This window comes from Actinoplanes sp. CA-030573, from assembly GCF_050951115.1.
Lineage (GTDB): Bacteria > Actinomycetota > Actinomycetes > Mycobacteriales > Micromonosporaceae > Actinoplanes.
Genome location: NZ_CP192038.1, coordinates 4,218,451 through 4,245,085 on the forward strand (window position 1 = coordinate 4,218,451; position 26,635 = coordinate 4,245,085).

27 protein-coding genes and 1 pseudogene are annotated in these 26,635 nt (G+C 71.2%); 11 read left to right on the top strand and 17 right to left on the bottom strand.

What is annotated here, in order from left to right; translation table 11 throughout:
* Positions 1-52: 52 nt before the first annotated feature.
* The 3 genes from ACQP2F_RS19580 to ACQP2F_RS19590 form a co-directional block, all read right to left on the bottom strand.
* Complete coding sequence (locus ACQP2F_RS19580; protein WP_433305992.1) at positions 53-1,897, bottom strand: ricin-type beta-trefoil lectin domain protein; 1,845 nt, start codon at positions 1,895-1,897, stop codon at positions 53-55.
* Between the two features lie 117 nt (positions 1,898-2,014).
* Entirely contained in the window at positions 2,015-3,175 is a 1,161-nt protein-coding gene (locus ACQP2F_RS19585) for a pentapeptide repeat-containing protein (RefSeq protein WP_433305994.1), read from the bottom strand.
* Between the two features lie 15 nt (positions 3,176-3,190).
* A complete protein-coding gene (locus tag ACQP2F_RS19590; protein ID WP_433305996.1) occupies positions 3,191-3,322 on the bottom strand; it encodes a hypothetical protein in 132 nt (43 codons plus the stop codon).
* 87 nt (positions 3,323-3,409) lie between these two features.
* Between ACQP2F_RS19590 and ACQP2F_RS19595 the strand changes: the two genes are divergently transcribed.
* Complete coding sequence (locus ACQP2F_RS19595; RefSeq protein ID WP_433305997.1) at positions 3,410-4,330, top strand: hypothetical protein; 921 nt, start codon at positions 3,410-3,412, stop codon at positions 4,328-4,330.
* 119 nt (positions 4,331-4,449) lie between these two features.
* On the top strand, positions 4,450-5,334 hold the full coding sequence (locus tag ACQP2F_RS19600; protein WP_433305999.1) for an SMP-30/gluconolactonase/LRE family protein: 885 nt from the start codon (positions 4,450-4,452) through the stop codon (positions 5,332-5,334).
* On the opposite strand, the gene ACQP2F_RS19605 is transcribed toward ACQP2F_RS19600, so the two are convergent.
* Both ACQP2F_RS19605 and ACQP2F_RS19610 read right to left on the bottom strand, forming a co-directional pair.
* On the bottom strand, positions 5,321-5,968 hold the full coding sequence (locus tag ACQP2F_RS19605; protein WP_433306001.1) for a GNAT family N-acetyltransferase: 648 nt from the start codon (positions 5,966-5,968) through the stop codon (positions 5,321-5,323). The two genes, ACQP2F_RS19600 and ACQP2F_RS19605, sit on opposite strands and share 14 nt — an antisense overlap.
* A gap of 89 nt (positions 5,969-6,057) precedes the next feature.
* The gene (locus ACQP2F_RS19610) at positions 6,058-6,639 is read right to left on the bottom strand and encodes a TetR/AcrR family transcriptional regulator (RefSeq protein ID WP_433306003.1); all 582 of its coding nucleotides are present in this window, start codon (positions 6,637-6,639) and stop codon (positions 6,058-6,060) included.
* A gap of 67 nt (positions 6,640-6,706) precedes the next feature.
* Here ACQP2F_RS19610 and ACQP2F_RS19615 point away from each other — a divergent pair, with 67 nt between their 5' ends.
* Entirely contained in the window at positions 6,707-7,552 is an 846-nt protein-coding gene (locus tag ACQP2F_RS19615) for an aldo/keto reductase (RefSeq protein ID WP_433306005.1), read from the top strand.
* On the opposite strand, the gene ACQP2F_RS19620 is transcribed toward ACQP2F_RS19615, so the two are convergent.
* Complete coding sequence (locus ACQP2F_RS19620; RefSeq protein WP_433306006.1) at positions 7,536-7,973, bottom strand: MarR family winged helix-turn-helix transcriptional regulator; 438 nt, start codon at positions 7,971-7,973, stop codon at positions 7,536-7,538. The two genes, ACQP2F_RS19615 and ACQP2F_RS19620, sit on opposite strands and share 17 nt — an antisense overlap.
* 48 nt (positions 7,974-8,021) lie before the next feature.
* On the opposite strand from ACQP2F_RS19620, the gene ACQP2F_RS19625 reads away from it, so the two are divergent.
* Genes ACQP2F_RS19625 through ACQP2F_RS19635 form a run of 3 tightly spaced genes read left to right on the top strand, consistent with a single transcriptional unit; the run spans position 8,022 to position 11,583 of the window.
* A complete protein-coding gene (locus ACQP2F_RS19625; protein ID WP_433306008.1) occupies positions 8,022-9,128 on the top strand; it encodes a substrate-binding domain-containing protein in 1,107 nt (368 codons plus the stop codon).
* Between the two features lie 53 nt (positions 9,129-9,181).
* Positions 9,182-10,570 (top strand): APC family permease, encoded by a 1,389-nt coding sequence (locus ACQP2F_RS19630; protein ID WP_433306010.1) that lies wholly within the window; start codon positions 9,182-9,184, stop codon positions 10,568-10,570.
* Positions 10,567-11,583 carry an acetamidase/formamidase family protein gene (locus tag ACQP2F_RS19635; RefSeq protein ID WP_433306012.1) on the top strand — a complete coding sequence of 339 codons (1,017 nt, stop codon included), beginning with the start codon at positions 10,567-10,569 and terminating at the stop codon, positions 11,581-11,583. Before ACQP2F_RS19630 ends, ACQP2F_RS19635 begins: the two co-directional genes overlap by 4 nt.
* Positions 11,584-11,809: 226 nt before the next feature.
* On the opposite strand, the gene ACQP2F_RS19640 is transcribed toward ACQP2F_RS19635, so the two are convergent.
* From ACQP2F_RS19640 to ACQP2F_RS19670, 7 genes are read right to left on the bottom strand one after another with little or no spacing between them, the layout of a single operon-like run.
* Positions 11,810-12,199: an OsmC family protein gene (locus ACQP2F_RS19640; protein WP_433306014.1), complete on the bottom strand. Its 390-nt coding sequence runs from the start codon at positions 12,197-12,199 to the stop codon at positions 11,810-11,812.
* 60 nt (positions 12,200-12,259) lie between these two features.
* A complete protein-coding gene (locus tag ACQP2F_RS19645; RefSeq protein WP_433306016.1) occupies positions 12,260-14,725 on the bottom strand; it encodes a glycoside hydrolase family 2 protein in 2,466 nt (821 codons plus the stop codon).
* Positions 14,725-15,507: an ABC transporter ATP-binding protein gene (locus tag ACQP2F_RS19650; protein ID WP_433306018.1), complete on the bottom strand. Its 783-nt coding sequence runs from the start codon at positions 15,505-15,507 to the stop codon at positions 14,725-14,727. Before ACQP2F_RS19650 ends, ACQP2F_RS19645 begins: the two co-directional genes overlap by 1 nt.
* Positions 15,504-16,376: an ABC transporter ATP-binding protein gene (locus ACQP2F_RS19655; protein WP_433306021.1), complete on the bottom strand. Its 873-nt coding sequence runs from the start codon at positions 16,374-16,376 to the stop codon at positions 15,504-15,506. Before ACQP2F_RS19655 ends, ACQP2F_RS19650 begins: the two co-directional genes overlap by 4 nt.
* Positions 16,376-17,311 carry an ABC transporter permease gene (locus tag ACQP2F_RS19660; protein WP_433306022.1) on the bottom strand — a complete coding sequence of 312 codons (936 nt, stop codon included), beginning with the start codon at positions 17,309-17,311 and terminating at the stop codon, positions 16,376-16,378. Before ACQP2F_RS19660 ends, ACQP2F_RS19655 begins: the two co-directional genes overlap by 1 nt.
* On the bottom strand, positions 17,311-18,321 hold the full coding sequence (locus ACQP2F_RS19665) for an ABC transporter permease (RefSeq protein ID WP_433306024.1): 1,011 nt from the start codon (positions 18,319-18,321) through the stop codon (positions 17,311-17,313). The genes ACQP2F_RS19660 and ACQP2F_RS19665 overlap by 1 nt, the downstream gene beginning before the upstream one ends.
* 15 nt (positions 18,322-18,336) lie before the next feature.
* Entirely contained in the window at positions 18,337-20,130 is a 1,794-nt protein-coding gene (locus tag ACQP2F_RS19670; protein WP_433306026.1) for an ABC transporter substrate-binding protein, read from the bottom strand.
* Between the two features lie 217 nt (positions 20,131-20,347).
* Between ACQP2F_RS19670 and ACQP2F_RS19675 the strand changes: the two are divergent.
* A pseudogene (locus ACQP2F_RS19675) lies at positions 20,348-20,756 on the top strand (integrase core domain-containing protein); the annotation flags it as partial.
* A 10-nt stretch (positions 20,757-20,766) separates the two neighbouring features.
* Here the strand turns inward: ACQP2F_RS19675 and ACQP2F_RS19680 are convergent.
* A complete protein-coding gene (locus ACQP2F_RS19680; protein ID WP_433306028.1) occupies positions 20,767-20,976 on the bottom strand; it encodes a hypothetical protein in 210 nt (69 codons plus the stop codon).
* A gap of 379 nt (positions 20,977-21,355) precedes the next feature.
* On the opposite strand from ACQP2F_RS19680, the gene ACQP2F_RS19685 reads away from it, so the two are divergent.
* Positions 21,356-21,916, top strand: a complete 561-nt coding sequence (locus tag ACQP2F_RS19685; protein WP_433306030.1) for a dihydrofolate reductase family protein — start codon at positions 21,356-21,358, stop codon at positions 21,914-21,916.
* Here the strand turns inward: ACQP2F_RS19685 and ACQP2F_RS19690 are convergent.
* Positions 21,901-22,116: a hypothetical protein gene (locus ACQP2F_RS19690; protein WP_433306032.1), complete on the bottom strand. Its 216-nt coding sequence runs from the start codon at positions 22,114-22,116 to the stop codon at positions 21,901-21,903. The genes ACQP2F_RS19685 and ACQP2F_RS19690 overlap by 16 nt on opposite strands.
* Before the next feature lie 70 nt (positions 22,117-22,186).
* On the opposite strand from ACQP2F_RS19690, the gene ACQP2F_RS19695 reads away from it, so the two are divergent.
* Positions 22,187-22,366, top strand: a complete 180-nt coding sequence (locus ACQP2F_RS19695; protein ID WP_433306034.1) for a YegP family protein — start codon at positions 22,187-22,189, stop codon at positions 22,364-22,366.
* A 34-nt stretch (positions 22,367-22,400) separates the two neighbouring features.
* On the opposite strand, the gene ACQP2F_RS19700 is transcribed toward ACQP2F_RS19695, so the two are convergent.
* Complete coding sequence (locus ACQP2F_RS19700; protein WP_433306036.1) at positions 22,401-23,453, bottom strand: LacI family DNA-binding transcriptional regulator; 1,053 nt, start codon at positions 23,451-23,453, stop codon at positions 22,401-22,403.
* Positions 23,454-23,469: 16 nt separating this feature from the next.
* Between ACQP2F_RS19700 and ACQP2F_RS19705 the strand changes: the two genes are divergently transcribed.
* Positions 23,470-24,654 carry an MFS transporter gene (locus ACQP2F_RS19705; RefSeq protein ID WP_433306038.1) on the top strand — a complete coding sequence of 395 codons (1,185 nt, stop codon included), beginning with the start codon at positions 23,470-23,472 and terminating at the stop codon, positions 24,652-24,654.
* Positions 24,655-24,740: 86 nt separating this feature from the next.
* Here the strand turns inward: ACQP2F_RS19705 and ACQP2F_RS19710 are convergent, their stop codons facing one another.
* On the bottom strand, positions 24,741-25,586 hold the full coding sequence (locus tag ACQP2F_RS19710; RefSeq protein WP_433306040.1) for a helix-turn-helix transcriptional regulator: 846 nt from the start codon (positions 25,584-25,586) through the stop codon (positions 24,741-24,743).
* A 103-nt stretch (positions 25,587-25,689) separates the two neighbouring features.
* Here ACQP2F_RS19710 and ACQP2F_RS19715 point away from each other — a divergent pair, with 103 nt between their 5' ends.
* Positions 25,690-26,598: an SDR family NAD(P)-dependent oxidoreductase gene (locus ACQP2F_RS19715; protein ID WP_433306042.1), complete on the top strand. Its 909-nt coding sequence runs from the start codon at positions 25,690-25,692 to the stop codon at positions 26,596-26,598.
* Positions 26,599-26,635 lie beyond the last annotated feature (37 nt).

Here is a 26,635-nt window from a genome sequence, read left to right on the forward strand (position 1 = left end):
TGAGTGGGGGTGAACCCGGCGCCGGCTCGCAGCCGGCGCCGGGAACTCGGTCTTACGCGGGGAGGGTCCACTTCTGGTTGGCGGAGGCGAAGCAGTCCCAGACCTGCAGCCGGGTGCCGTCGGCCGAGCTCGGCCCGGTGGCGTCCAGGCACTTGCCGAGCGAGCGCAGGGTGCCGTCGGCGTTCGGGGCCCACTGCTGGGCCGCCGTGCCGTTGCAGTCGTAGAGCTGGACCTTCGTGCCGTTCGCCGGGTTGGCGCCGGTCACGTCCAGGCACTTGCCGAGGGCGCGGACCGTGCCGTCGGCGCCGGCCGTCCAGGTCTGGGCGGCGGTGCCGTTGCAGGTCCAGAGCTGGACGGCGGTGCCGTTGGCGGAGCTCGCCCCGGCCACGTCGACGCACTTTCCGCCGTACCCGCTGATCGGCCCGGTGCGCGACGGCCCGGAGCCGGCGTCGCCCGCACCCGCCCAGACGTAGGTCCCGGTGGTCTTGGCCGGCAGCGTCGCGGTGAACTGGCGCGTGCCCGCCCGCAGGGTGAAGGTCTGGTTCCCGGCGGTCTGGTTGACCACGACGGTGACCAGGGAGTTGTCCGGGTTCACGAACGCCACGTCGGTGACCGTGCCGGTCGAGCCGTAACCGCTCGCCACCCGCTTGGCGCCCGCCTTCACGAACTTCGAGAACTGGGCGACCATGTTGTAGTCCGGCAGCCTCCAGAACGTGTCCCGGTTCGACGTGCTCTGTACCAGCATGGTCGGGTCGGGCGAGCCGGACCAGCGCTCGGGCGAGCGGCTCTGGTCGAGCATGGAGACCCAGCCCTCGTAGAGCGTGGCCTGGTTGCGGAAGTACTGGACGATCCGGTCGACGCCGGCCGTGCCCCAGACCGAGCGCTCGGTCATCAGCACGTCCTTCTCCGGGTAGGTCGCCTTGACCGTCGCCATCGCCGACGGGTCGCCGGCGTAGTCGTGGAAGGCGATGCCGTCGACCGAGGACCGGGCATCGGCCGTGAGCACGCCGGCGGCGTACGAGACGCCCTCGGAGAAGTTGTGGTCGAAGGCCCAGATCTTGGTGGTCGGCAGCTCCGCGCGCACCGCCTTGGCGAGCTGGCGCTCCTGGTCGGCCGAGACGAGCATGCCGGGGTAGTCGGCCGGGGAGAACAGCGGCTCGTTCTGCAGGGTGAGCGCGTAGATCGGGATGCCCTGCGCCGCGTACGCCCGGACCGCCTTGCCGTAGTACGCCGCGAGGGTGGGGATGTACTGGCTGAGCAGGCTGCCGCCGATGATGGCGTTGGTCGTCTTCATCCACGGCGGTGCGCTCCACGCGCTCGCGAAGATCTTCAGGTTCGGGTTGATCGCAAGAGCCTGCTGCAGCGTCGAGATGATGTGGTAGTCGATGTCGCGCTGGATCGAGAAGCGGGACAGTGTCGGGTCGGCGGCCCCGTCGTCGTACGTGTAGAAGTCGTGCGAGGTGAAGTCGCTGGTGCCCAGGGTGATCCGGGCGACGTTGAAGCCGGCGCCGTTGACCGGGTCGACCAGCGCGCGCAGGGCGGCGTCGCGGCCGGCCGCGCTCATCCGGGAGAGGTTGTAGATGGTGGACTCCTCGAGCGAGGAGCCGACGCCGAGGACGGTCTGGTACTGCTGGGTGGTGTCGACGGTGATGGTCGCGGTGCCGCCGGCGGCCGCGGTGCTCAGGTCGGCCTGGCGGCTGAGCTGGTAGGGAGTGCCGGCCAGGCCGGTGGCCGGATCGGTGTACCAGTTGCCGTTCTTGGGCTCGTAGCCGGCGGTGCGCGACTCGGAGCTGAGGTAGACCTGCACGGTGGGGGCGGCGGCGGCCTGGGCCGGTGCGGCGAGCCCGGCGGCGACGATCACCGCGGCGGTCACGGCCGCTGACTTGGTACGGGACATGGGCCCTCTCAGAAGTATTTTCAGGACGTGAATTAATCCTCCCGGCTTGATCGAGGGCAGTCAATGGTCACGACGACGCCCCGCCGACTCATGTCGGGAAACCCCACTCCCCGCGGATCAGCCGCCCGACCGCCGCTTGGTCACCGCTGCACGGAAGTCGAAGACGGGCGCGGTGGGGCGGCCTCGCTCTGCCGCGCACTTGCTGCTCGTCGTCCAATTGAGTGAGATACCCGGCGGGAGCAGGGTCGTCGCTGCGCTACCGGTCGTGCATGCGAGTGCCTCCGGGTCGAGCGACCGTGCTCGGCGGAGGTTGGCGCCCCGCAGGTCGGCGCCCTCCAACGTAACGTCCGAAACGACGGTGCTCGCGGTAAAGGTCGTGTACCCGAGGTCAGCTGTCGTCAGGTCGGCTCCGCCGAGCACGACGTCCTCAAGCGACACCCGGCGCAGGCTTGCGTTGGTCAGATCAGCGTTTCGCAGGGTCACGCCGTCCAGCAGTGCGTCGTCGAGGATGGCCCCCGACGCGTCCGCCCGATCGAGGCGAGCGCCGACAAGATCCGCCTCGTCCAGGTCGGCGCCGTCCAGGTGAGCCTCCTCGAGCCGGACATTGCGGGCTCGAGCGCCGCCGAGATCGGCGTGTGAGAAGACGACCTTACGAAGGTCGAGTTCGCGCAGGTCGGCGCCGTAGAGGAACGCGCCACTGAGATCTGCGGGCGTTGTCTCCCCGCCGGCGTCGCGGTGGCCGAGTACGCGGAGCGCTTCCTGCACGTCGGCTCGTGGATGCCGCCAGCCGGTCGTGCCCTTGGCCGGCCGGTTCTCAACCGAGTGAGTCCGTACATATGTCGCCAGCAGGCTCACCACGGCCGGATGGTCACGCGGCGAATCCCGCATGATCCGCTCGAGCGCGTAGATCGCACCGATTCGCGTATCGGCACTGGCGTTGCCCAGACTCTCGACGGCCACGGCGTATCGATCGGTGAGCTGTGCGGCCTGTGCGGCGTCCGCCTGCTCGGCGGCCGCGCTCGCCTGCACGCTGCCGGCCTTGGCGGCTTCGAGGGCGGCGTTGGCGGAGCGGTTGCCGTAGTAGAGAGCGACGGCGCTGACTGCTACCGCGCCGACGGTCGCCCAGGCGGTAATGCGCTGGGTCCGGTCCGGCGGCGACGGCGGCATCGTGATCGTGATGGGCGTATTGCCGGCCGCCGGGGCCGTGACGGGGGGCGGGGGTGGCGAGGGGCGGCGGCCCGTCCGCCGCCATCCGGTCAGCCGGGGCAGGATGCGCATCTGTCCGGACTCGACTCAGCCACAGCGGCCCTGCCTTGTGCGTTTCTCGACCAGTTCATCGAGACCGATGCGGTAGTCGGCCATCTCGTCGTCGCTTGGCTGGAATCGCCATTCGCCGTCCTCGTAATGAACCTCGTGCGAGCGCATTCACTGTAAAGAGCAATGAAGTCGTCGCGAGAGATGATGTTCTGCGCCTCATTCGTCCACAGATCCCAGGCCGGTCCCCATCTTCCCGTGTCCATTGCCGTGTATTCGGCGTATGCGATCCGGCGCGCCTCAGTTGTCGTCGTGGGTCGCGGTGATTGTTCGGGAGTCGTCGCGGTTGGCGGGATCGTCGGATCCGAGGTCGTCAGCGTCGAGGGAGGGGTCGGTGGGGTGACTGGCACCTTCGCCGTCCAGGAGCGTTCGGAACCTGGGGCGGGCTGCGGTGAGGTGTCCGTGTCGTCGCAGGCCACGAAACATGTGCCGGTAGCAATCAACATGAGAGCGATCCTGGGCAGACGCACTCGACAAGAATGCCCTTCGCCGCAGTTGATGCCAACCGGCGCGGGTGCTTATATCCTCGTCCATCATGACGGAAGAGGATGGCTTTTCCATGCCGCATGCAATTCGATCATGAGGCCATCGGGAACGAAGTTTCTCATCGCCGCAACACTGCTGGCGCTGGTGCTCCTCGCTTTTGCCATCGTGATCTGGGAGAACGCCCATCGCGGCTACGTCAGCCCGAGCCCGACCGCCCGGCCATCCCCGTTGCCCACCACGGGGAGGCCAACGGGCGTGCCCGTCTCCCCCGCCCCGCCGGAAGTCGTCTATCGTCGGACCTACGAGCTCAAGCCAGGCAAGGTTCTGGTCATCGGGCGCGATCGGGCCGCGGTTCACCCGGCTCCCACCTCGGGTGGCTTTGACGTCTGGTGGGATGTGCAGCTCACCGCCGACGGCACGGGCGCCCGCTTCCTCGGCGAAGCGGCCGCCGCGCCCAACCGAGTCCCCGACTGGGAGGGCTGCCAGGCTCTTCTTGCGAAGCCACCCACGCCGGTGCCGACCGGAACGCGTACCGTCTGCCTGAACTTGCGGCGTGCCGGCACGGCCGTGGTCAGCATGACCAAGGCGGGACGGCAAGGGGTGTCCCTGACGCTCAAGGTCTGGTCCCGGTAGCCCGAGTGATCATTGCGCGAGCGCAACGAAGATCCTGCTCCAGCCGTAGGACTGTCCCCGGCTGCCGGACCGCATCTTCACACGGCCGGGCCGCCGGGCCCGGCGCCGACGGAGGAACCATGGCCGAAAGAATCAGGGCGCGCTTCGAGGTGCTGGACGAGCGGTTCCGGCGGGTCGGCGGCGACCAGTGGATGGAGCGCCTCTTCGGGGACGGGCGCTGGACCGAGGGTCCGGCGTACGTGCCGGCCGGTCGCTACCTGGTCTTCAGCGACATCCCCAACGACCGTGTGCTGCGCTGGGACGAGACGACCGGCGCGGTCGGCGTGCTGCGGCAGCCGGCCGACTACGCCAACGGCCGCACGCTGGACCGGCGTGGCCGGCTGGTCAGCTGCGAGCAGGGCACCCGGCGGGTCACCCGGGTCGAGCACGACGGCTCGGTGACGGTGCTGGCCGACCGGTTCGAGGGCAAGCGGTTCAACAGCCCGAACGACGTGGTCGAGCACTCGGACGGCGGCATCTGGTTCACCGACCCGAGCTACGGCATCGACAGCGACTACGAGGGCATCCGGGCCGATCCCGAGCTCGACGGCTGTCACGTCTACCGGATCGACCCGGGCGGCGATGTCCGCCGGGTCGCCGACGAGTTCGACCGGCCGAACGGGCTCGCCTTCGGCGCCGGGGAGAGCGTGCTCTACATCGCCGACTCGCGCCGGAACCACATCCGCCGCTTCGATGTCGAGGGCGGCGTGCTGACCGGCGGTGACGTCTTCGCCGACTGCGACGCCGGCACGTTCGACGGGCTGCGGCTGGACGCCGAGGGCCGCGTCTGGGCCGCCGCGCACGACGGGCTGCACTGCTTCGCGCCGGACGGCACTCTCCTGGGCAAGCTGCACGTCCCCGAGACCACGTCGAACCTGACCTTCGGCGGCGCGAGGCGCAACCACCTGTTCGTCACGGCGTCGTCCTCGGTCTACGGCCTCAAGGTCAACTTCAGCGGAAGCTGAGCAGCACCGGCTTGCACTCCTCGACGCCGGACAGCTCGATGTCGTCGCGCCGCCGTTCCGCCCACCGCTCCCGGGTCATCCGCCAGCACCGCAGCTCGGCCGGCTCGCCCCGGCGGGTGGCCCAGGCCGTGCCGTTGGGGGTGTAGCCGACCAGCTCGGACACCCGGTTCGACGCGTGGTTGTCGGCGAACGCGTCGGTGGTCGCCTCGCGGGCGCCGAAGCCCTCGAACGCCAGGTGCAGGATCGCCGCCCGGGCCTCCCGCCCGAGCCCGCGCCCACGCGCCGCCGGCGCCAGCCAGGAGAACGTCGTGACCGTGCCCAGCGCCGCGAAGTCGCGGCCGATCAGGTCCTGCATGCCGACCGGCTCGCCGTCGTCGCAGACCACGAAGTACAGCCGCCAGAACGAGGCGTCGACCCTGGCCCGGCCGCGCCAGACGGCCTGCATCCAGCGCCATTCGCGGACCGGGCTGTCCTCGTAAAGGGAGATCGGATCGTCGAACGGCACCTCGCCCTCGGCGACGACGCCGGCCCGGACCACCGGCGCGAGGCGCTCGAGCAGCTCGTCGGTGGCGGCGGCGAGGGTGAGTCGCGGCGTGCGGACACGGAGATTCAGCGGGGGGTACGTGGACGGCACGCGCGCACGCTACCTCCGCCGGCCGCCTCGGCGCCGCCGAATAACGGCGCCCCGGAATGAACGGCCGGCCGGACAACGGCCTCGCGGGATCACGGCCGGGCGAGCAGGCCGTCGACGAGCAGCCCCAGCATCCGGCCGGCCTGCTCGGCGTCGGCCGCCGCCAGCATGATGCCGGCCATGCTGGCGGAGACGTCGGCCGGCTCGACGTCCGCCCGGAGGCTCCCGTCCCGCCGGCCCGCCTCGAGAAGCGTGGCGATCGCGCCGTTCAGGTGCTCGCGCGTGGTGCCCGAGCTGATCGCGCCGCTGGCGATCACCGCGCGCAGCGCCTCGGCCATGCCGTGCTTGGTGGCGACGAACTCCTGGTACCGGCCCATCCACGCGCGCATCGCCTCCGCCGGCGGGTGCCCGGCCAGCAGCTCACCGGCCCGCGCGCAGAGCCGGGCGAGCTCGCTGCGGTAGACCTCCTCGACCAGCGCCTCGCGCGACGGGAAGTTGCGGTAGAGCGTGCCGACGCCGACGCCGGCCTCCTGCGCGATCGTCTCGATCTTCACCGGCTGGGGGCCGGCCCGGAGGACGCGCGTGGCGGCGTCGACGATGCGCTGCCGGTTCAGCTGGGCGTCTTTGCGGGCGCGCGGAGGGCGGGAAGTCTCGGAAACCGGAATCGCCTCCACTTCTGCTACCGTGAACGCCGGACAAGCGGAATCGGTTCCGCTTGGTGCGAGCTTACCCGGAGGAGAGATGAAGTACGGGAAACTCGGCGACCACGAGGTCCTGCGCGTCGGCTTCGGCGCCATGCAGCTCGAACACGGCGGCCGCGACGAGGCGGTCACCGTTCTGCGCCGGGCCGTCGAGCTCGGCGTGAACCACATCGACACGGCCCATTTCTACGGCGCCGCCAACGAGCGGATCAGGGCGGCCCTCCACCCGTACGGGCAAGGCCTGCAGATCGTCACCAAGGTCGGCGCCGTGGCCCACCCGGTGGAACGCCTGGTCGCCGCCCAGAAGCCGGCCGAGCTGCGGGCGCAGGTCGAGGAGAACCTGCGCGCCCTGGGCGCCGAGCGGGTCGCCGTGGTCAACCTGCGCCGGGCCGACGTGCCGCCCGGCATCACCGCCACCGGCGACCAGCAGGTCGACCTCGACAGCCAGCTGGCCGAGCTGATCGCCCTGCGCGACGCCGGCAAGATCGGCGGGATCGGGCTGAGCCACGTGAGCCGCGCGCAACTGCGGCAGGCGCTGCCGGCCGGGATCGTCTGCGTGCAGAACCTCTACAACGTGCTGACCCGCGACCACGAGGACATGCTGGCCGAGTGCGAGGCGCACGGCATCGCCTGGGTGCCCTATTTCCCGCTCGGCTCGGCCTTCGACCGCATCCCGAGCGTGACCGGCCATCCGGTGGTGGTCGCGCAGGCTGCCCGGCTCGGCATCACCCCGGCCCAGGCCGGCCTCGCCTGGCTGCTCGGGCACAGCCCGGCCACGCTGCTGATCCCCGGCACCCGCAGCCTCGGCCATCTGGCCGAGAACGTCGCGGCCGCCGGCATCGAGCTCGACGACGAGGCGACGGCCGCCCTCAACGCGCTCGCCTGACGATCCCGGCCAGGGCTTCCAGCTCGCGCATCAGGCGCTCGGTGCGGGCGGTGCCGAAGGCGGCCTCCACGTCGGCGTGGTGCTCCTCGGCCCGGCGGTCCAGCCGGGCGACCAGGTCGCGGCCCCGGTCGGAGAGGTAGACGGCGACCCGGCGGCGGTCGGCGGTGTCCTGGCGGCGGTAGACCACCGCGTCGTCGACCAGGCGGTCGACGGCCTTGGTCAGGGTCGGGTGCGGCATCAGCACGGCCTCGGCCAGGTCGGTCATCGAGTGGCCGTGGCCATCGGAGAGGGCGCGCAGGATGCGCCACTGCTCGACGCTCACGCCCTCGGCGGCCAGGCCCGCCGCCAGCTGCCGGTTCAGCTCGCGCTCGGCCTCGCTCAACAGGTACGCCAGGTGCGCGCGCAAGCCGGTACCGGTCACCCTCGTCGCCCCCTTTGCCTGTCGCCTGACAGCGAAGATACTCGGCGGATGCTCCACGACGTCGTTCTCGTCACCGATCCGCTGGAGGCCGGGCTCCTCGCGCCCGAACCGGGTCAGGCCGTCCGGATCGGCCTCGTGGTGCCCACCTCCGGCACGCTCGGGCTGCTCGCGCCCTCGGCGCTGAACTGCGCCGTGCTGGCGGCGGCCGAGCTCAACGCGGCCGGCGGCATCCTCGACCGGCCGGTGGAGCTGGTGCTCATCGACGGTGGCCGGCCGCCGGCCGAGGTGGCGGCCGAGGTGAGCGGTCTGGCCCGGGCGCGGGCACTGAGCGCGGTGGTGGGCACGCATGCGAGCGACGTCCGGGTCGCGGTGGCCCGGGCGATCGGCGGCCGGCTCCCGTACGTCTACACGCCGCCCTACGAGGGAGGCGAGCGCACGCCCGGCGTGTTCCTGCTCGGCGAGACCCCGCGCCGGCAGCTGCGCCCGGCCCTGGACCGCCTCGTCCCCGGCCGCGCCCGCCGCTGGCTGCTGCTCGGCAACGACTACGTGTGGCCGCGGCGGATGCACGCCCTGGCCCGCGAGCAGCTCGCCCGGGCCGGCGCGCGGGTGGTCGGCGAGCGGCTGGTGCCGCGCGGCGCCGGCGACGAGGCGGCGCTGGTCGACCTGGTGAGCGCCAGCCGGGCCGACGCGGTGCTGCTGAGTCTCGTCGGCAGTGACCTGGTGCGGTTCAACCGGGCCTTCGCGGCCTCCCCGGCATCGGCGCGAGTGGCCCGGGTGTGCGGCGCGCTCGAGGAGAACGGCCTGCTCGGCGCCGGCGGGGACGGCACCGGGGAGCTGTACGCGTCGATGGGCTACTTCGCCGCGCTGGCCACCGAGGAGGCACTGGCGTTCGGCGAGCGGTACACGGCACGCTTCGGGGTCGACGCGCCGGTCCTCAACGCGCACGGGCAGGGCGCTTACGACGGCGTACGCCTGCTGCATGCCCTTGCTCTTGCCGCCGGAACCCTGGACGTGGCCGTGGTCGACGCGGTCGCCGAGGGAACGCGGGTCCAGGGCGGGCGCGGGTCGTTCGTGATGCGCGACCGGCACGCCCAGCAACCGGTCTATCTGGCCCGGGCCGACGGCCTGGACTTCGACGTCATCGATCGCCGGTAAAACCTTCCGGTAGAAACCTTTTCTGTTTCAAGCTTTTCCATTAGCGTTCGCGCATGGCCGACATCGAGCAGTTCGGTTACAAGCAGGAGCTCAGCCGCTCGCTGAGCTTCACCGACCTCCTGATCTACGGGCTCATCTTCATGGTGCCCATCGCGCCGTTCGGCATCTTCGGCAGCGTCTTCAACGGCTCGGGCGGGATGGTCGCGCTCGCGTACGTGATCGGCATGGTGGCGATGATGTTCACCGCGCTCTCGTACGCGCAGATGGTCCGCGCGTTCCCGATGGCCGGCTCGGTCTACAGCTACGCGGGCCGCGGCATCGCCCCGCCGGTGGGGTTCCTGGCCGGCTGGGTGATCCTGCTCGACTACGTGCTGGTGCCCGGCCTGCTCTACCTGGTGGCCAGCGTGGCCATGCACTCGCTGGTGCCGGGCATCCCGGTCTGGCTGTGGCTGGTGGCGTTCGTGCTGCTCAACACCGTGGTCAACTATCTCGGCATCCAGATGACCGCGCGCGTCAACAAGCTGATGCTGGTCGCCGAGGCGATCGTCCTCGCGATCTTCCTGGTGGTCGGCATCGTGGCGCTGGCCAACGGGAAGGGCAGCGGGTTCTCGTGGAGCCCGCTCTACAACGCCGACACGTTCAGCTGGTCGGTCGTCTTCGGCGCGGTCTCGATCGCGGTGCTGTCGTTCCTCGGCTTCGACGGCATCTCGATGCTGGCCGAGGAGAGCCGCGAGGACGCGCGCCAGATCGGCCGGGCGATGGTCGGCGCGCTGCTGCTGGCCGGCTCGCTCTTCGTGGTGCAGACCTGGGTGGCGGCGCTGCTCGTGCCGGACGCGCCCGGCCTGCTGGCCAACGGCGACCCCGAGGGCACGGCGTTCTACGACGCCGCGCGGGTGGCCGGCGGCGGCTGGCTGGCCAGCCTCACCGCGCTGGCCACCGCCATCGCGTGGGGTTTCGCCAACTCGCTGGTGGCGCAGGCGGCGACGAGCCGATTGCTGTACGCGATGGCCCGCGACCGCCAGATGCCGCGCTTCCTGGCCCGGATCAACGACAAGCACAAGGTCCCGGCCAACGCCACGCTCCTGGTCGCGGCCGTCTCGCTGGTGCTCGGCCTCTACATGGCCAGCCGCGACGACGGCATCTCGCTGCTCTCCACCCTGGTCAACTTCGGCGCGATGACCGCTTTCCTGGCGCTGCACGTCGCGGTGGTGGTCCACTACGTGGTGCGGAACGGCAGCCGCGACTGGCTCCGGCACCTGGTGGTGCCGGTCGTCGGCTTCCTCATCCTGCTGTACGTGGTGATCAACGCGAACATCGCGGCGCAGACGCTCGGCTTCATCTGGCTCGGCATCGGCGTGATCGTGCTGATCAGCTTCTACGTCTCCGGCCGGCGTCCTTCGCTGGCCGGTCTGTCCACCTCTTCGGTCTCGGGGGACTCATGAGTGAGGTCGTCAGCTACCGTCCGGCACCTTCCGAGCTGGCCTATACCTTCGGCGGACGGGAGGCGGTGCGGCGGGTCAAGCCCGGGACGATCGTCGAGCTCTACACCGAGGACTGCTTCGGCGGCCGGGTGCGCGACGTCGGTGACCTGCCGTCGGTGGTGTGCGAGTTCCCGTACCTGAACCCGGTCACCGGCCCGCTCCACGTGGAGGGGGCCGAGCCCGGTGACACCCTCGCCGTCCACTTCGTCGAGATCCAGCCGGCCCGCGACTGGGCGGTCTCCTCGACGTTCCCGCACTTCGGCGCCCTGACCACGACGCACACCACGGCGATGCTGCACGAGCCGCTGGAGGAGCTGGTCTGGCGGTACGACGTCGACGTCGCCGCGGGCACGGTGACCTATCACGCCCGGCGGGGCGACCTCAGCGTCGCGCTTCCGCTGGACCCCATGCACGGTACGGCGGGAGTCGCCCCCGGTGCGTTCGAGAGCCGCATGACGATCGTCCCCGACGTCCACGGCGGCAACATGGACACGCCCGAGCTGCGGGCCGGGGTGACCGCCTACTTCGGCGTGAACGTGCCCGGCGCCCTGTTCGCCGTGGGTGACGGCCACTGCCGCCAGGGCGACGGCGAGGTGTGCGGCACCGCGGTCGAGGCGGCCATGAACACGGTCGTCATCCTCGACCTGATCAAGGGCGCCGCCACCCCCACGCCGCGCTTCGAGACCGACGACGCCCTGATGTCGGCCGGCTCGGCCCGCCCGCTGGAGGACGCGTACCGGATGAGCCAGCACGACCTGGTCACCTGGTCGGCCACGCTCACCGGGCTCGACGTGCTCGACGCGTACCAGCTGCTGAGCCAGGCCGGAACCGCCCCGGTCGGCAACGTCTGCGACCCGAACTACACGATGCTCGCCAAGGTCGACAAAAAGTACCTCGGCGGGGGCGCGACCGCCTACGAGGGCATGCACGCCCGCCTGCGGGCCGAGGCCCGCGACTACTTGTCCGCCCGATAACCCGCTCCCCGGGCGCCGGCCGAACCCCCGCTGAGCCGGCGTCCGGGGAGTGGCCCGCCCGCTACCCCCGGCTCTGCTCACCCCGGCGCGCCCGGCCGGCGACGCCTTGCTCTGCTTACCGTGGCGCGCGGCCGGCCGGCGACGTCTTGCTCTGCTTACCTCGGCGTGCGGCCGGGCCGGTGCGGCCTTTCGCGGGCCGATCACGGGCGTCGCTCATGCGTGTCGCTCAGCGGCGGGCGACCGGTGCCCCGGCGCGGATGGCGCGCGGGATCTCGGCGACCTCGTCGACGCGGGTCAGCAGCGCCTCGCGGTCGGGCGGCGGTGCGGGGGAGTCGAGCTCCACGGTGTAGGTGATGCCGGTCGACGCCCAGCTGTCGGTGTCGAAGCCGCCGGCGGCGGTCACGCGTACGCCGTCGATCGGAACGCTCAGGGCGGCGGCCTCGCGGTAGACGTCGTTGAGCACGCAGCCGGCCGCGGCCAGGTGCAGCAGATGCGCCCCGGTGAAGTCGCTCTCGACCGTCACGCCCTCGGTGGTCCAGCGATGCGGGAACCGCACCGTGCCCGTCGCCTCGGAACGGAACGATCCGGCGCCCACCACCACCGCGAAGTCGCTCATCGGCACAGTGTCCACGGTCCGGCCGGCGCGCCGCACCACCGGGACCGGCGCGTCGCCGCGTTACGCCCGGAGGTCGTTGGCCGTTCGCAGCACGGGCGGCGCGGCGAGACCTTCCTCGAGGCCGTCCGCGGTCGTGCGGACATGGAAGATCACGCTGTCGCCCGCCGGCAGCGAAACGAGGGCGTCGTCCACGACGGCGTCCGCGGCCAGGCGGTCGGGAAGCAGGGTGACGTCTCGGGCGAACGAGCGGGCGGTCACGGTGACGGCGTAACCATCGGACGTGCGGGCCACGGAGACCGAGACCGGATGCGGCTCCAGCGGCAGCTCGACGTCCTCCGCGAACGTGTGCACGGCAGTCTCCCCGTCGAGCCGCGCGACGAGGATGTCGGCCGCCGAGGACGAGGAGGCCGAGGAGGGCGAGGACGGCGAGGAGGGCGAGGGCGGCGAGGACGGCGAGGACGGCGAGGACGCCGAGGGCGGGGACGCCACGGACGGGGGCAGGGCGATCGGCAACGATGAACGCGGACCGGCCTCGACCGGGATCTCCACCGTCGCCCGGGAACGGCCGTCGAAAGCCTCGCGGCTCAGCCGCAGGGAACCGATCCAGGGCTCGTCGGTGTCGTTCAGGACCACCACGTCGTCGCCCACGAAGACCAGGCGCCGCGGGGCGAACGCGTGCCGCAGGGCGTACCACAGCGGCTTCGGGCGCTCCTGGGAGTCGACGGCCGCCCACGAGGTGACCGGCCAGCAGTCGTTGAGCTGCCAGACGACCGCGCCGGCGGTGCGGGGCCACCAGCGGCGGTAGTGGTCGATCGCGTACGTCACCGCCCGCGCCTGGTTGAGCTGGGCGGCCCAGTGCCAGTCGGTGAAGGACGACGGCACGCCGAGATGAGGGTCCATGCCCCGGTCGAGCTTGCCGTTGCCGTCGGCGGCCTTCTGGTGCAGCAGGAAGACCGGGTCCTCCTTGTCCTCGGCCGGCATCCAGTCGGCCATCGTGCGCCACGCCGGCGGGCCTTGGAAGCCGAACTCCGAGCAGAACCGCGGGATCTCGGCCCGGTAGTTGACGTAGTCGATCTGGTTCCAGACCTCCCACTGGTGATGGCTGCCGTGGTCGGGGTCGTTCGGGTGCATCTGGGCGAGCGAGTAGCCGGGGGAGGACGGGCTGTTGGGGGAGTAGGGACGGGTCGGGTCGAGCGCCGCGACGATGTCCCGGAACAGCGTGGCGGCGTACTCGAACCCCCACGACCGGTCGCCGAGCGCCTGCTGCCAGTTCCAGTCCTCGTGCCCCCAGAAGTTCTCGTTGCCGCCGTTGAAGAGGGCCAGCGACGGGTGCGGCATGAGGCGGACCACGTTCTCCCGGGCCTCGGCCTCGATCTCCTGCCACAACGGCGAGTCCTCGGCGTACGCGGCGCAGGCCAGCAGGAAGTCCTGCCACACCAGCAGCCCCCGCTCGTCGCACGCGGCGTAGAAGTCGTCGCTCTCGAAGATGCCGCCGCCCCACACCCGCAGCAGGTTGAGGTTCGCGGCCACCGCCTGGTCGAGGCGGCGGTCGAGGCGATCGCGGGTGATCCGGGTGAGGAAGTGGTCGTCCGGGATCCAGTTGGCGCCCTTGACGAAAATGGGTCGGCCATTGACGGAGATCGTGAACTTGGCGCCGAACTCGTCCGGCGACGTGTCGAGCGAGACGGTCCGGAAGCCGACCCGTCGTTCCCAGCGGTCCAACTCGAGGTCTGTTGTGGACAGCGTGACGGACAGGTCGCACAGCGGCTGGTCGCCGTAGCCCGCCGGCCACCAGACCGGCGCGTCGGGCACGTCGATGACCAACGTCGCCTCCGAAGAAGCGACTTCCACTGTGGATTCCTGGCCCAGAACGGACGCGGTCAGGGTCAGCGGCCGGGACGGGTCGAGGTGTTCCACCGTCACGTGCAGCGTGACCCGGTCGAGGGTGACCAGCGGCCGCACCGAGGCGATCCGGGCCACGCTCCAGCGCTCCAGCCGCACCGGCTTCCACAGCCCGGCCGTCCGCAGGTCCGGGCCCCAGTCCCAGCCGAAGCTGCACGCCATCTTGCGGACGAAGTTGTAGGGCGCGCTCGCCAGCGCCCGCGGCCGGTCGCCGAGCCGGCGCATCTGCTCCTCGGCGTAGGCGGTGGCCGACAGCAGGTCGACCTCGAGGTCGAGCGGCCCGCCGCGCAGGTGCGGCGTGACGTCGAAGCGGTACGAGCGATGCATGTTGTACGTGCGCCCGAGCTCGGCGCCGCCCAGCCGGACGACCCCGACCGTGTCGATGCCGTCGAAGACCAGGTCGGCGCGCTCACCCTCGACGGCCGGCTCCACGTCCAGCACGCGCGAGTAATGCCAGTCCTCGGCGTACATCCATCGCAGGTCTTCCTCGACGAGCCCGCGGTACGGGTCCTCGATGACGCCCGCCGCCATGAGGTCCGTGTGCACCGAGCCGGGCACCGTGGCCGGCACGGCACGCCCCGCGAAGACCAGGGACCACCCCTCAGTGAGCGGCGTCCGCCGCATCACGGCCGCTCCAGGTCCATCGCCGAGTGCAGCTTCGGCACGTCGGCCAGCAGCCGCTTGGTGTACTCGTGCTCGGGCTGGAAGATGACCTTGTCGGTCGGTCCCTGCTCGACGAGCGACCCGTGCTCCATCACCAGCACCCGGTCGGCGAGGTAGCAGGCCTGCCCGATGTCGTGGGTGATGAACAGGACGGTCATGCCGAGCTCGTCGCGCAGGTCGGTGAGCACGTTGAGAATGTTCACCCGCAGCGACGCGTCCAGCATCGAGGTCGCCTCGTCCGCGATCAGCAGCTTGGGCTGCATCATCAGCGCCCGGGCGATCATCACGCGCTGGCGCTGGCCGCCGGACAGCTCGTGCGGGTAGCGGCCGAGCACGTCCGGGGTCATGCCGACGTGGCCGAGCGACTCCTCCAGGCGCTGCCGGCCGACCTCCCGGCCGACCAGCCGCATCGAGCGGGCCAGCAACTTGCCGACGGTGAAGAACTGGTTGAACGAGGAGAACGGGTCCTGGAAGACGGCCTGCACCTGGCGCCAGTACGCGGCCCGGTCACGCCCCTTGAGGTGGGTGACGTCGCGGCCGTCGAAACGCAGGGTGCCCGAGGTGACCGGCATCAGGCCCAGCAGCATCCGCGCGACCGTCGACTTGCCCGAGCCGCTCTCCCCGACGATGGTCGTGACCTGCGCCTCCTCCAGCTCGAAGGAGACGTCCTTGACGGCCTGGACGGCGGTCTTGCCCCGGCCGAAGGTCTTGGTCAGGTGCTCGACGGCGTAGAGGGCGGTCATCCGTGGATCACCGCCGGGGCGTCGAACTCCGTACGGTCGAAGCCGCTCATGCCCTCGATCCGGACCTTGGTGTATTTCGGCTCGGGCGTCAGCACCGAGCTCATCAGCGCCCGCGTGTAGGGGTGCTGCGGCCGGTCGACCATGAGCCCGGTCGGACCGCTCTCGACGATCCTCCCCTGGTACATTACCGCGATCTTGGTGGCCACCGTCCGCAATACCGGCAAGTCGTGGGTCACGAAGATGACGCCCGACATGATCTTCTGCTCGAGCATCTCCAGCAGCATCTCGATGAGGATCTTCTGGGACGAGACGTCGAGGGCGGAGGTCGGCTCGTCGGCCACCAGCAGCCGCGGGTTGAGCAGGGTGCTGACGATGGTGACGACGCGCTGCTTCATGCCGCCGGAGAGCTGATGGGGGTACGCGTCGAGGACGCGCGCGGGCAGACCGAGCGTGGTTATCCGTTCGCGGGCCCGGTCGAGCGCGGCCTCCCGGGAGATCCGGCGGTCGTGCGAGCGCATCACGTCCCAGACCAGATGGCGTACGCGCTTGGTCGGGCTGATCGAGTTCATCGCGCCCTGCGGCAGCATCGACACCACCGACCCGCGCCAGGCCCGGGGCACCTTGGCGTCGCCGCCGAGGTTCTGCACCTTGCCGTCGATCTCGAGGGTGCCCCGTTCGACGTGCAGCGGCGGCCGGGCGATCAGCGAGATGATCGAGCCGAGCGTGGTCTTGCCGCTGCCCGACTCGCCGGCCAGGCCGAGCACCTCGCCCTCCTCGACCCGCAGCGACACGTCGTCGACGGCCACCACGTCCTTGTTGCCGGTGTAGTACACGCCGCGGATGTTGCGGGCGTCGACAAGGGTGCCCATCAGTGTTGCTCCGTTCCGGTGGAAATCGGCGTCTCCAGCAGGCCGGCCGCCCCGACCGCCTCCGGCTGGATCTCCTGCGTCACCATCCGCCGGCGGGCCGCGCGACCACGGCGCAGCCGCGGGTTGAACACTTCGTTGAGGCTCGACTGCAACAGCAGCAGCCCGAAGACGATCAGCGTGAGCATCAGCGTCGGCGGCACGAACGCCCACCACGCGCCGGTCCGCACCGAGCCCCAGGCGATCGCCCAGTAGAGCATCGTGCCGAGGCTCGTCGCGTTGCTCGGGCCCAGACCGAGCAGGCTCAGCGTCGACTCGAACAGGATGGCGCTGGAGATCTGCAGGACGGCGGCCATCACCACATAGGAGAGCAGGTACGGCAGGACGTCGCGGCCGAGGATCGACCAGAACCCGGCCCCGGACAGCCGGGCCACGTCGATGTGCTCCCGGGCCCGCACGCTGCTGGCCTGGGCCCGCACGGCGCGCGCCACCCAGAACCAGGCGGTCAGGCCGATGACCAGGGCCAGCGTGTAGATGTTGCGCTGCGGCAGCGACACCGAGACCAGGATGATCACCACGATGGCGGGGATCGCCAGGCCGACGTTGGTGATGGCGGTCAGCACGTCGTCGATCCAGCCGCCGCGGTACCCGGAGACCAGACCCACGAAGAGGCCGATGACGGTGGCGATCAGGCCGGCGAGCAGGCCGACGATCAGCGACGTCCTCGTCCCGTACACGAGGTTGGCCAGGACGCTCTGGCCCTCGTTGTCGGTGCCCAGCAGCAGCGCGCCGCAGCATTGCGGCTTGTCGTAGAGGCCGCCGACGGTGGCGTTCGGGTCGGTGTGCACCAGGACCGGCCCGATCAGGCCGACCAGCACGACGAAACCGACGATCGCCGCGGCGACCCAGAAACGGGGGGAAAGCCCGCGCAGGCTCATCAGCGGTCTCCGCTCTGTGCGGCCCGGATCCGCGGATCGATGAACCCGGTGAGCACGTCGACGGTGAAGTTGGCGAGCAGCACGGCCAGCGTGATCAGCAGGGTGATCGCCTGGATCACCGGGTAGTCGTTCTGACCGATCGCGTTGAACAGCAGCGTGCCCAGGCCGGGATAGGAGAACACCAGCTCGATGATCAGGCCGCCGGTGATGAGCCCGGCGATGGCCAGCCCCAGCCCGGTGAACTGGGGCAGCATCGCGTTGCGGAAGATGTAGCGGACCGTGATGGCGTCCCGGACGCCGAGGCCGCGGTTGTAGTTGACGTAGTCGGTGCCCAGCTCGTACACGGCCATCGACCGCATGCCCACCGCCTGGCCGCCGATGAAGACCAGCACCAGCGACCAGAACGGCAACCAGAAGTACGTAATCGCGTCGCCGAAGAAGCTGACCGACAGCTCCGGGGAGAGGCCGAACGAGTAGGCGCCACCCACCGGCAGAGCGCCCCATTTCACGGCCACCACGAAGAGCAGGATGATCGCGAACGCGAACGGCGGCACGCTGGAGAAGAACAGCGAGCTGACGAACGCGCCGCGGTCCAGCCAGCCGCCCTTGAAGGCGGCCACGGCGCCGAGGATGTTCCCGAGCACCCAGCCCACGATGATCGCCGGCAGCTGGATGGCGATGCTCCACGGCAGCGCCTCGCCGATCAGCTTGTTCACCGAGGCCGGGTACTGGCCGAACGACGTGCCGAAGTCGCCCTGGAAGACGTGCCCGATGTAGATGAGGTACTGCTGCCACATCGGCTTGTCCAGCCCGAACTCCTGCATGTAGTGCTCGTGGATCTTCTGCAGCTGCTCACCCCCCGCGCCCCCGCCCGAGGCGATCTGGCCGACGATGGCGTCGACCGGGTTGCCCGGTATCAGGCGGGGGAGCAGGAAGTTGAGGGTCAGGGCCACGAAGAACACGACCACGGTCCAGGCCAGCTTGCGACCGAGGTATCTTGCCAGCGCCATGACTGCCGCCCTGTGCTAGGAGCCGACCCTCTTGATCTTGAAGAGCCACTCGATGCCGGCGCCCTGCCACATCGGCGGCGCGTACGGGTTCGCGTCGGTCGGGAAGTTCGTCCAGTTCGACTGGTTGAACTCGAAGAACTCCAGCGGCCGGTACATCAGCGGAATGACCGGGATGTTCTGCCGGTAGATCGCGTCGAGCTTGTCGTAGGCCGCCTTGGCGTCGGCGTCCGTCTTCGCCCCCGCCGCCGCGTCGAGCAGCGACGGCACCTGCGGATCCTTGAACCGGTTGTAGTTCCAGAACGACGTCTTGCCCGGCGCCGGCACACCGCGGTCGTCCATGGCGTCGCGGAAGCGGATCCACGGGCTGGCCGGGCCCACCCCGGTGTAGTTGAACATCGCCAGGTCGAAGTTGCCGTTCTGCAGGGCCGCGAACATCGTGGGGAACTGCGGGAACTCGGTACTGATGCCGATGCCGGCCTCCTTGGCCGACTTGGCCACGATCTCGCAGGTCGTGTTCCAGTCGGTCCAGCCGGTCGGCGTGATCAGCTTCCAGCCGCCGAGCTTGGTGCCGTCCGGCAGCACGTAGATGCCGTCCGAGCCCTTCTTGGCCTTCAGCTCGTTCTCGAGGATGTCGATCGCCTTGGCCTTGTCGTACTTCCAGCCCTCCGCGGCCACGGCGGCGGAGTCGTAGAACTTCGACTCGTAGCCGGACGGGATGATCAGGCTCGCGTTGGCCGGCTCCGAGTAGTCCGACATGGCGGTCGTGGCGATGTTCGGATAGTTGATCGCGTACGCGATGGCCTGCCGGACCTTGACGTTGTTCAGGCCCTTCTTGTTCAGGTTGATGATCAGCAACGGCAGGTTGCCGGGCAGGTGATAAGGCTTCTTCGTCAGCCACGTGCCGACCGGCTTGCCCGCCTCCCACATCTTCCAGATCTGAGCCGTGAACTGCTGGCTCGCGTCGATCTCGCCGCTTTCCAGCTTGAGGTCGCCGTCGTTGTTGCTCTTGAAGATCGGGTGGTTGATGGTCGCCATCGGCGGCTTGCCGAAGACGCCGTTGCCCCAGTAGTTGTCGTTGCGCTTGAGGTTGACCTGGGTCTGGTCGAACTTGTCCAGCAGGAACGGCCCGGAGCCGACCGGCTGCAGGTTCGGCTCCGAGGTCACCTTGTCCGGCGCGAGCTTGCTGAACACCGCCTTGGGCACGATGTTGGTCGCGCAGATGAAGTTCTTGACGAAACCCGGGTTGTACGGGTTGGTCTTGAGCTTGAACTGGACGGTGCGCGGATCGGGCGCCGTGACCGAGTCGATGTAGTTCCACACGGTCGAGAAGGTGACCGCCGCCGTCTTGCCCAGCCCGAAGGTGAACACCACGTCGTCGGCCGTGAGGTCGGAGCCGTCCGACCACTTGGTGCCGTCCTGCAGCGCCAGCTTCATGGTCTGCGGGTCGGGCTGCTCGAGGCCCTTGGCCAGGCCCGGGTGCAGCGACCCGTCGCGCATGTCGAAGCGCAGCAGCGTCTCGTAGATCAGCTGGCTCTGGAACTGCGCCGTCGGCCAGTCGGGCGAGGCGGCCAGGGGGTTGAAGGTCTTGGGCGGTCCCCACTGGAAGCCCGCGACGAAGAGCGTCTCACCGGCTGCGCCCGCGCGGCCCTTGCTGCCGCCGCTGCTCTTGCCGGTCTTGGCCGTGCCGCAGCCGGTCGCGCCGAAGCCGAGAACGACGCCGGTGGCGGCGAGACCGCCGAGGGTGAGAAAACTCCGCCGGCTGGCCAGCCATTCGCGGGCGTCGGCCGGGGGATCGGATTCGCTGGTCATGTCTTCCTCCAAAGGCCGGGTTGGGTGCCCGCTCAGGAGGAGAGGACGCCCTCGGAGAAGCTGAGACCAACTTCACACCGATCTTCATCGGCGTCAAGCGATCGATGCATCGCTGTTATTTGATCACCGTTTTCGCCGCAAGCATTGACGTCGATCACCGACTGCATTGATCGGCATCTGATCTTCGAAATTGATCTAGGGGTAATGCCCATGAGCATTGCTGGGCATGCCGGCGTCCACCATCCATGCCCTGCTCACCCGCCCCGGTCTGCACCGTCTGGCCTGGCTGGACCGGCCCACCGGTCAGCCGATCCGCCGCTACGAACGCGACCGGCTTGCCTACGCCGAAATCCACCCCGGCGAGAAAATCGCCACCTGCGCCGACTTCCTGCGCCGGGCCGCCGCCCACCTCGCAGCACTGGGCATCGAACGCATCGAACGCGTCATGACCGACAACGCGCTGGCCTATCGGCGCGGCCGCGCCTGGCGCCAGGCTGTGGCGCAGCTCGGCGCCACGCCCCCGGTTCACCCGCCGCTACCGGCCCCAGACCGATGGCGAAGCCGAACGGTTCAACCGCACCATGCGCGACGAATGGATCTACTCCCGGCCCTTCACCGGCAGCCGGACCGGAACTGCTAGCCGGGCTGCAGCCGGCTGGCCCGCACGGTGGTGTGGCGCGGGCCGATGACGCGGCCGTCCTTGGTCACCTCGGTGCCGTCCACGTCGTACCACGTCTCGCCGTTGTGCTGGCGCGGCCGGGTCCAGTCGACGCGGTCGACGACCATGTGCAGCGCCCCGGCACCGAACAGGTAGTCCGTCTCCTCGAACGTCCACACTCGCTGCATCGCTGATCCATCCTCGCGGCGCGGGTGGGGATCCCCGCCATCTACACAGCATGCATCTGCGCGCGCAAGAGCACGACCATATGCACGTGCATTTGCACGCATGGACCCGAGGGTCGTCCGGTCGGCGGCCCGAGGTCATCCGTCCGTCCAAGTTCTGCCGGATGGCCCGTGCCGTAGTCGATTGCATTGACCACCGTGTATGGCGGAAACCCCCTGTGGACAACGCCGGGAAATTGTCGTAGCCCGGCCCTATTCTCAACCCCACCCACTGAACGGGTGGGGTCTGGTCGGCGTGGCGCCGCATTTTCCGGCTGCCACGTCCCGCCGGGTGGCGGTCAAGTAGGTTCGACGACGCCCGCACCGCCGAGGAGAAGAAGCCATGCGAAAGATCATTTACTGGGTGCACGCCTCGATCGACGGCTTCGTCGACGGCCCCAACGGCGAGTTCGACTGGCCGACGATGGGTCCGGGCCTGTCGGCGTACTCGGAGTCGCTCGACGAGCGGGTGGACACCCTGCTGTTCGGCCGGCCGGTGTGGGAGATGATGGTCGGCTTCTGGCCGAACGCCGAGTCCCTCTCGCCCGACCCGCACACGCTGGCCTTCGCACCGTTCTGGCGGGCCACGCCGAAGGTCGTGTTCTCCCGGAGCTACGCCGGCGACGAGTGGACCGAGCGGGTGATCCGCGACAACCTGGCGGCCGAGGTCTCCGCCCTCAAGGCGCAGCCGGGCAAGGACATGCTGCTGACCGGCGGCGCGGCCCTCGCGGCCGAGCTGACCAGGCACGGCCTCATCGATGAGTACCACATCGCCGTGCACCCGGTCGTCCTCGGCGGCGGCCGCCGGCTCTTCGGCGAGCCCAAGGAGCGCGTCACCCTGCGCGCGGAGGAGTCCCGCCTCGTCGACGGCCAGGTCGTCGTCACGCGTTACGTGCGGGCCTGACCCGCCGGCCCGTGCCACTCGCTCGCGCCCGGCTCCGCCGCCGGCCCGGGCGCGAGCGACGAGTCGCGCACGATGCTGCTGTCGTCGGACCGGTCGGTGCCGTCCGGCTCGACCTCCGGATGCACGGTGGAGAGGTGCTCCTCCATCTCCGTGTCCAGCACGTCGCGGCTGCCGGGCGGGCACAGGTTGCATGTGGCCATGCCCCATTGTCGCCGCCGCAAAGCATCAACTTTCGCCGGTCTGGGTAACTGCCGTGCTGGAGGTGGACACATGAAGTTCGTGGTGAAGAAGTCCAGCAACGGCGAGTTCCGGTTCAACCTGGTGGCCAGCAACGGTCAGGTGGTGGCCACCAGCGAAGGGTACAAGCAGAAGGCGTCGGCGATGAACACCATCGCGTCGATCCAGAAGAGCGCCGGCGGCGCCACGGTGGACGACCAGACGAACGCCTGATCGCCGCGGTGGGCCCCGGAATCCCCGCCGGGGCTCACCGCGTGGTCGTACGCGGCACGACACGCCACCCGGGCCGGCCGGCAGCCGGTGCGGCCAGCCCCAGCGCCGCCCGCGCGCATCGCGTTCCCTGATCGCGCAGCGACTGGGCCAGCGTGGTGAGTCCGGCGGGCGCGGCCGCGTCGGTGTCGTCCCAGCCGGTGACCGCCAGCTCCGCGGGCACCCGCACGCCGGCGGCCGCGGCGGCGCGCAGGGCACCGAGGGCAAGCTCGTCGCTCATCGCGGCGATGGCGTCCGGCGGGGCGCCGGACCGCAGCAGCTCGGCGGCGAACGCCTCGCCCTCGGCGGCATGGTTGACCGGGCACACCGCCAGCCGCAGCCGCCCGGCCGGGCGGCCGGTCGCCGCCCAGGCGGCGCGGAAGCCCGCCCAGCGGTGCCGGGTCACCGGGAATCGCACCTCGCCGATGTCCCCGGTGAACAGCCCGCGGGCACGGTCGCGGTCGAGCGGGAAGCTCAGCACGACCGGCCGCCGGGCGTGCGCGAACGCCACCCGCCCGATCGCCTCGGCGGCGGCGCGGTCGTCGATGCCGATCACCGGCATCCCCGGGCGCCGCGGCCCGGCGTGGATCACCGCGGGCAGGCCGGTGGCGGCCACGGCGTCCAGCACCGGATCGTCGTCGCTGGTGGTCCAGACGACGAAGCCGTCGACGGCCGCCTGCGCGACCCGCTCGGCGTCGGACGGGCCGCCGGTGATCGGCACCAGCGTGAGCCCGACACCCTCGGCCGCGCAGACGTCGGCGACGCCGGCCAGGAAACGCGCCGCCTGCGGGTCGTCGAACGCGTAACTGAGCCGCTCGCCGAGCACGACGCCGAGCGAGCCGGCCCGTCCCCGGCGCAGCGAGCGCGCCGCCGGGTGCGGCCCGGGATAGCCCAGCCGCTGGGCCGCGGCCCGTACCTTGGCCGCCGCCTCGGCCGAGACCCGCTCGGGGCGGGAGTACGCGTACGAGACCGTCATCGGTGACACGCCGGCCGCGCGGGCGACCTCGCGCATGGTCGGCCGCGGCTTCGGGTTGCCGGCGGAACCGCTCATGGCGCAGACTCTACTTGTGTATCGATACACAACGGATCCGGAGTCCGGCGTCTTCGAGCGGGATGCGCCGACCGTGCTGGCCTACGCGGCGCTGGGCTGCTTCACCTTCTGGCTGTACGCCTTCGGCCCGGCCGTGACCCTGTTGCGGGCCGAGCTCGGCTTCTCCTACACCCTGCTGGGCGTCTACGAGGTCGTGTGGGCGGCCGGCGCCGCGCTGGCCGGTGCCGCGTTCGCGCTGCTGGCCCGCCACCTGACCCGCAGCGTGCTGCTGTGGGGCTCGGCGCTCGGCACCACCGCCGGTGCGGCCCTGTTCACGCTGGGCCGGGGCGTGCCGGCCACGCTCACCGCGGCCGGCCTGTTCGGCCTGGCCGGGACGACGCTGCTCACGGTGATCCAGGCGGTGTTGTCCGACCGGCACGGCCCGCGGCGCGACCGGGCCCTGACCGAGGCGAACATCGGCGCCGGGGCGTCCGCCGTGATCGCTCCGCTGGCCCTCGGCGCGCTGGCGGCCGGCGCGGCCGGCTGGCGCGGGGCGTTCGCCGTCCCGGCGGTCGTTCTCGCGGTGCTGTACCTGCGGTATCGCGGGCGGCCACTGCCCGCCGCCCGGTCCGGTGGGACCGCGCACGAGGCGGGACGGCTCCCGGCCGCCTGCTGGCTGTTCGCGGCCCTGACCGCGGTCAGCTCGGCGATCGAGTTCTGCCTGATCTACTTCGGGCCCCAGGTGCTCGTCGGCGCCGGCCTCTCCGCGGCCGCCGCCGGCGCCGCGTTGAGCGTCAACTACCTCGGCATCCTGATCGGACGGGTGCTCGGCTCGGCGCTGACCCGCCGGCCCGGACGCGGCGCCGGACTCCTGTACGGCTCGCTCGTCCTCACCGGCGCCGGCGTCGCCGTGTTCTGGCTGACCGGCCGGCCCGTCGTCGCCGTCGTCGCGCTGTTCGTGTGCGGCGCCGGCATCGCGAACCTGTATCCGCTCGCGCTGGCGCTCACCCTCGACGCCTCGGACGGGCGCGAGGACCGGGCCAACGCGCGCTCGCAGCTGATCCTCGGCGTGGTCGCCGCCGCGTCGCCGTTCCTGCTCGGCGCCCTCGCCGACCGGTTCGGCCTGTCCGTCGCCTTCGCGCTCGAGCCGGCCCTGGTCGGCGTCTGCGTCCTCCTGCTGTGGGGCGGCTTGCGCACCCGGGCCGTGGCGTCCGCCCGATGACGCGCCCGCTCGAGCGGCGCCTGCGCGACCTGCGAGACCCGCTCGCGCCTGCGCGACCGGCGCGGGCGGGCCGGGCCCGCGCGCGCCTACTCGACGAGCTCCTGGGTGCCGAGCACGACCGCGAGCGCCAGGCGTTCGGCGTCCTCGGTGCCCGGCTCGGCGGTGTAGACGGTGATGCGCAGGTCGTCGAGGGCGACGACCAGCGTGTCGCAGTCGAGCGTCATCCGGCCCGCCGCCGGATGGTCGATCACCTTCCGCTTGGACGGGACCGGCGGCGGGGGCGGCGCGTCCGACTCCCACAGCTCGGCGAAGCGCGGACTCTCCGCGGCCAGCCGGGCCACCAGCTGCCGCAGCGCGCGGTCGGCCGGGTAGCGGGAGGCGGTCAGGCGCAGGTCGGCGACCAGCCGAGCGACGTGGTCGGCCTGTTCCTCGGGTGTGTGCACGACCCGGGCTCCGGGGCCGCGCAGGTTGCGCCAGATGGCGTTGCGCTCGAGGCCGCGCCAGGACGTGGTCTCGCCCATGAGCGCGTCGTACGGCGCGTTCGCCAGCACCAGGTTCCAGCTCGCGTCGTAGACCACGACCGGCGTGTGCGACAGCCGGTCGAGCAGCCGCTGCACGCTCGGGGTGACCCGCGAGGGCGCCACGCCGGGCCCCGGCGCGGCGTGCCCGGCCAGCCGGTAGAGCAGGTCGCGCTCGGCGTCGGCCAGGCGCAGCGCCCGCGCGAGCGCCTCCACGACCTGGGCCGAGGGCGCGGTGGCCCGGCCCTGCTCGAGCCGGGTCAGGTAGTCGGCCGAGATGCCGGCCAGCGCGGCCAGCTCCTCGCGGCGCAACCCGCTCGCCCGCCGGCGGCGCCCGGCCGGCACGCCCACCGCCTCCGGTGCGACCCGGTCGCGCCAGCGGCGCACGGTCCGGCCGAACTCCCACGACTCCACGTCGTCAAGTCTGCGCGGCGCCGCCGCCGTTGTCCTGGCCCTGCCATTCCTACGACAACGGAACGACTGCCTGACCGGCGCCGGCTTCCGCACGCTGGGTCGCATGACCACGACACTCATCACCGGCCCGACCCGCGGTCTCGGCCGGGCCGCCACCCTCGCCATGGCCGGCCGCCCCGGAGCCGAGCTGCTGCTGCTCGGCCGGGCCGGGCCCGCCCTCGCCGCGGTGGCGGAACAGGCACGGGCCCGGGGCGCGCGCGTGCACGAGATCGGCTGCGACCTGTCGCGGCTGGCCGACGTGCGGGCGGCGGCCTCGGCCGTACGGGAAATGCTGTCCTCCGGAAAGGCGGCACCACTGCGGGCGCTGATCGCCAACGCCGGCGCGATGTCGCCCGACACCCGGACCGCGTCCGCCGACGGCTACGAGCTGACCTTCGCGGTGAACTACCTCGCGCACGCCCAGCTGATCGGCGACCTGCTCGGCTCGTTCGCCACGCCCGCCCGCATCGTGCTGCTCGGCTCGAACACGTACCACGCCAACATCTGGCGCCGGATGCTGAGCGTGCCCGAGGCCGATTGGCGCGACCCGGTCGACATCGCCCGGCCCGCCACCGGCGACCGCCCGGGGATGAAGGCGTCGGGCGTCGCCTACTCGAACGCGAAGCTGGCGATCCTGTACTACGCCCACGAGCTGCAGCGGCACGCCGGCCCCGGCGTCGACGTGTCGGTGTTCGAGCCGGGCTGGATGCCCGGCACGTCGCTGAGCCGGGACGCGCCCGCGGCGGTGCGCGCGGTCGGCCGCGGGCTGAGCCGCATTCCCGGCGTCTCGACCCCGGAGCGTTCCGGCCCGCTGCTGGCGTCGGTCGCCCTCGACGAGAAGTGGGCCGGGCTGCGCGACGGCGCGTTCGTGCTGAAGGACCGGGTCGTCGAGGTGAAGCCGGTGGCCCGCGACCGCGACCGTGAGCGACGCCTGTGGGAGGCCACCGCCGAGCTCCTGGAGAAGGCGGCGTGAAACCGGCCGGCCCCGGCAACGTTTCCGGCGCCCGGCA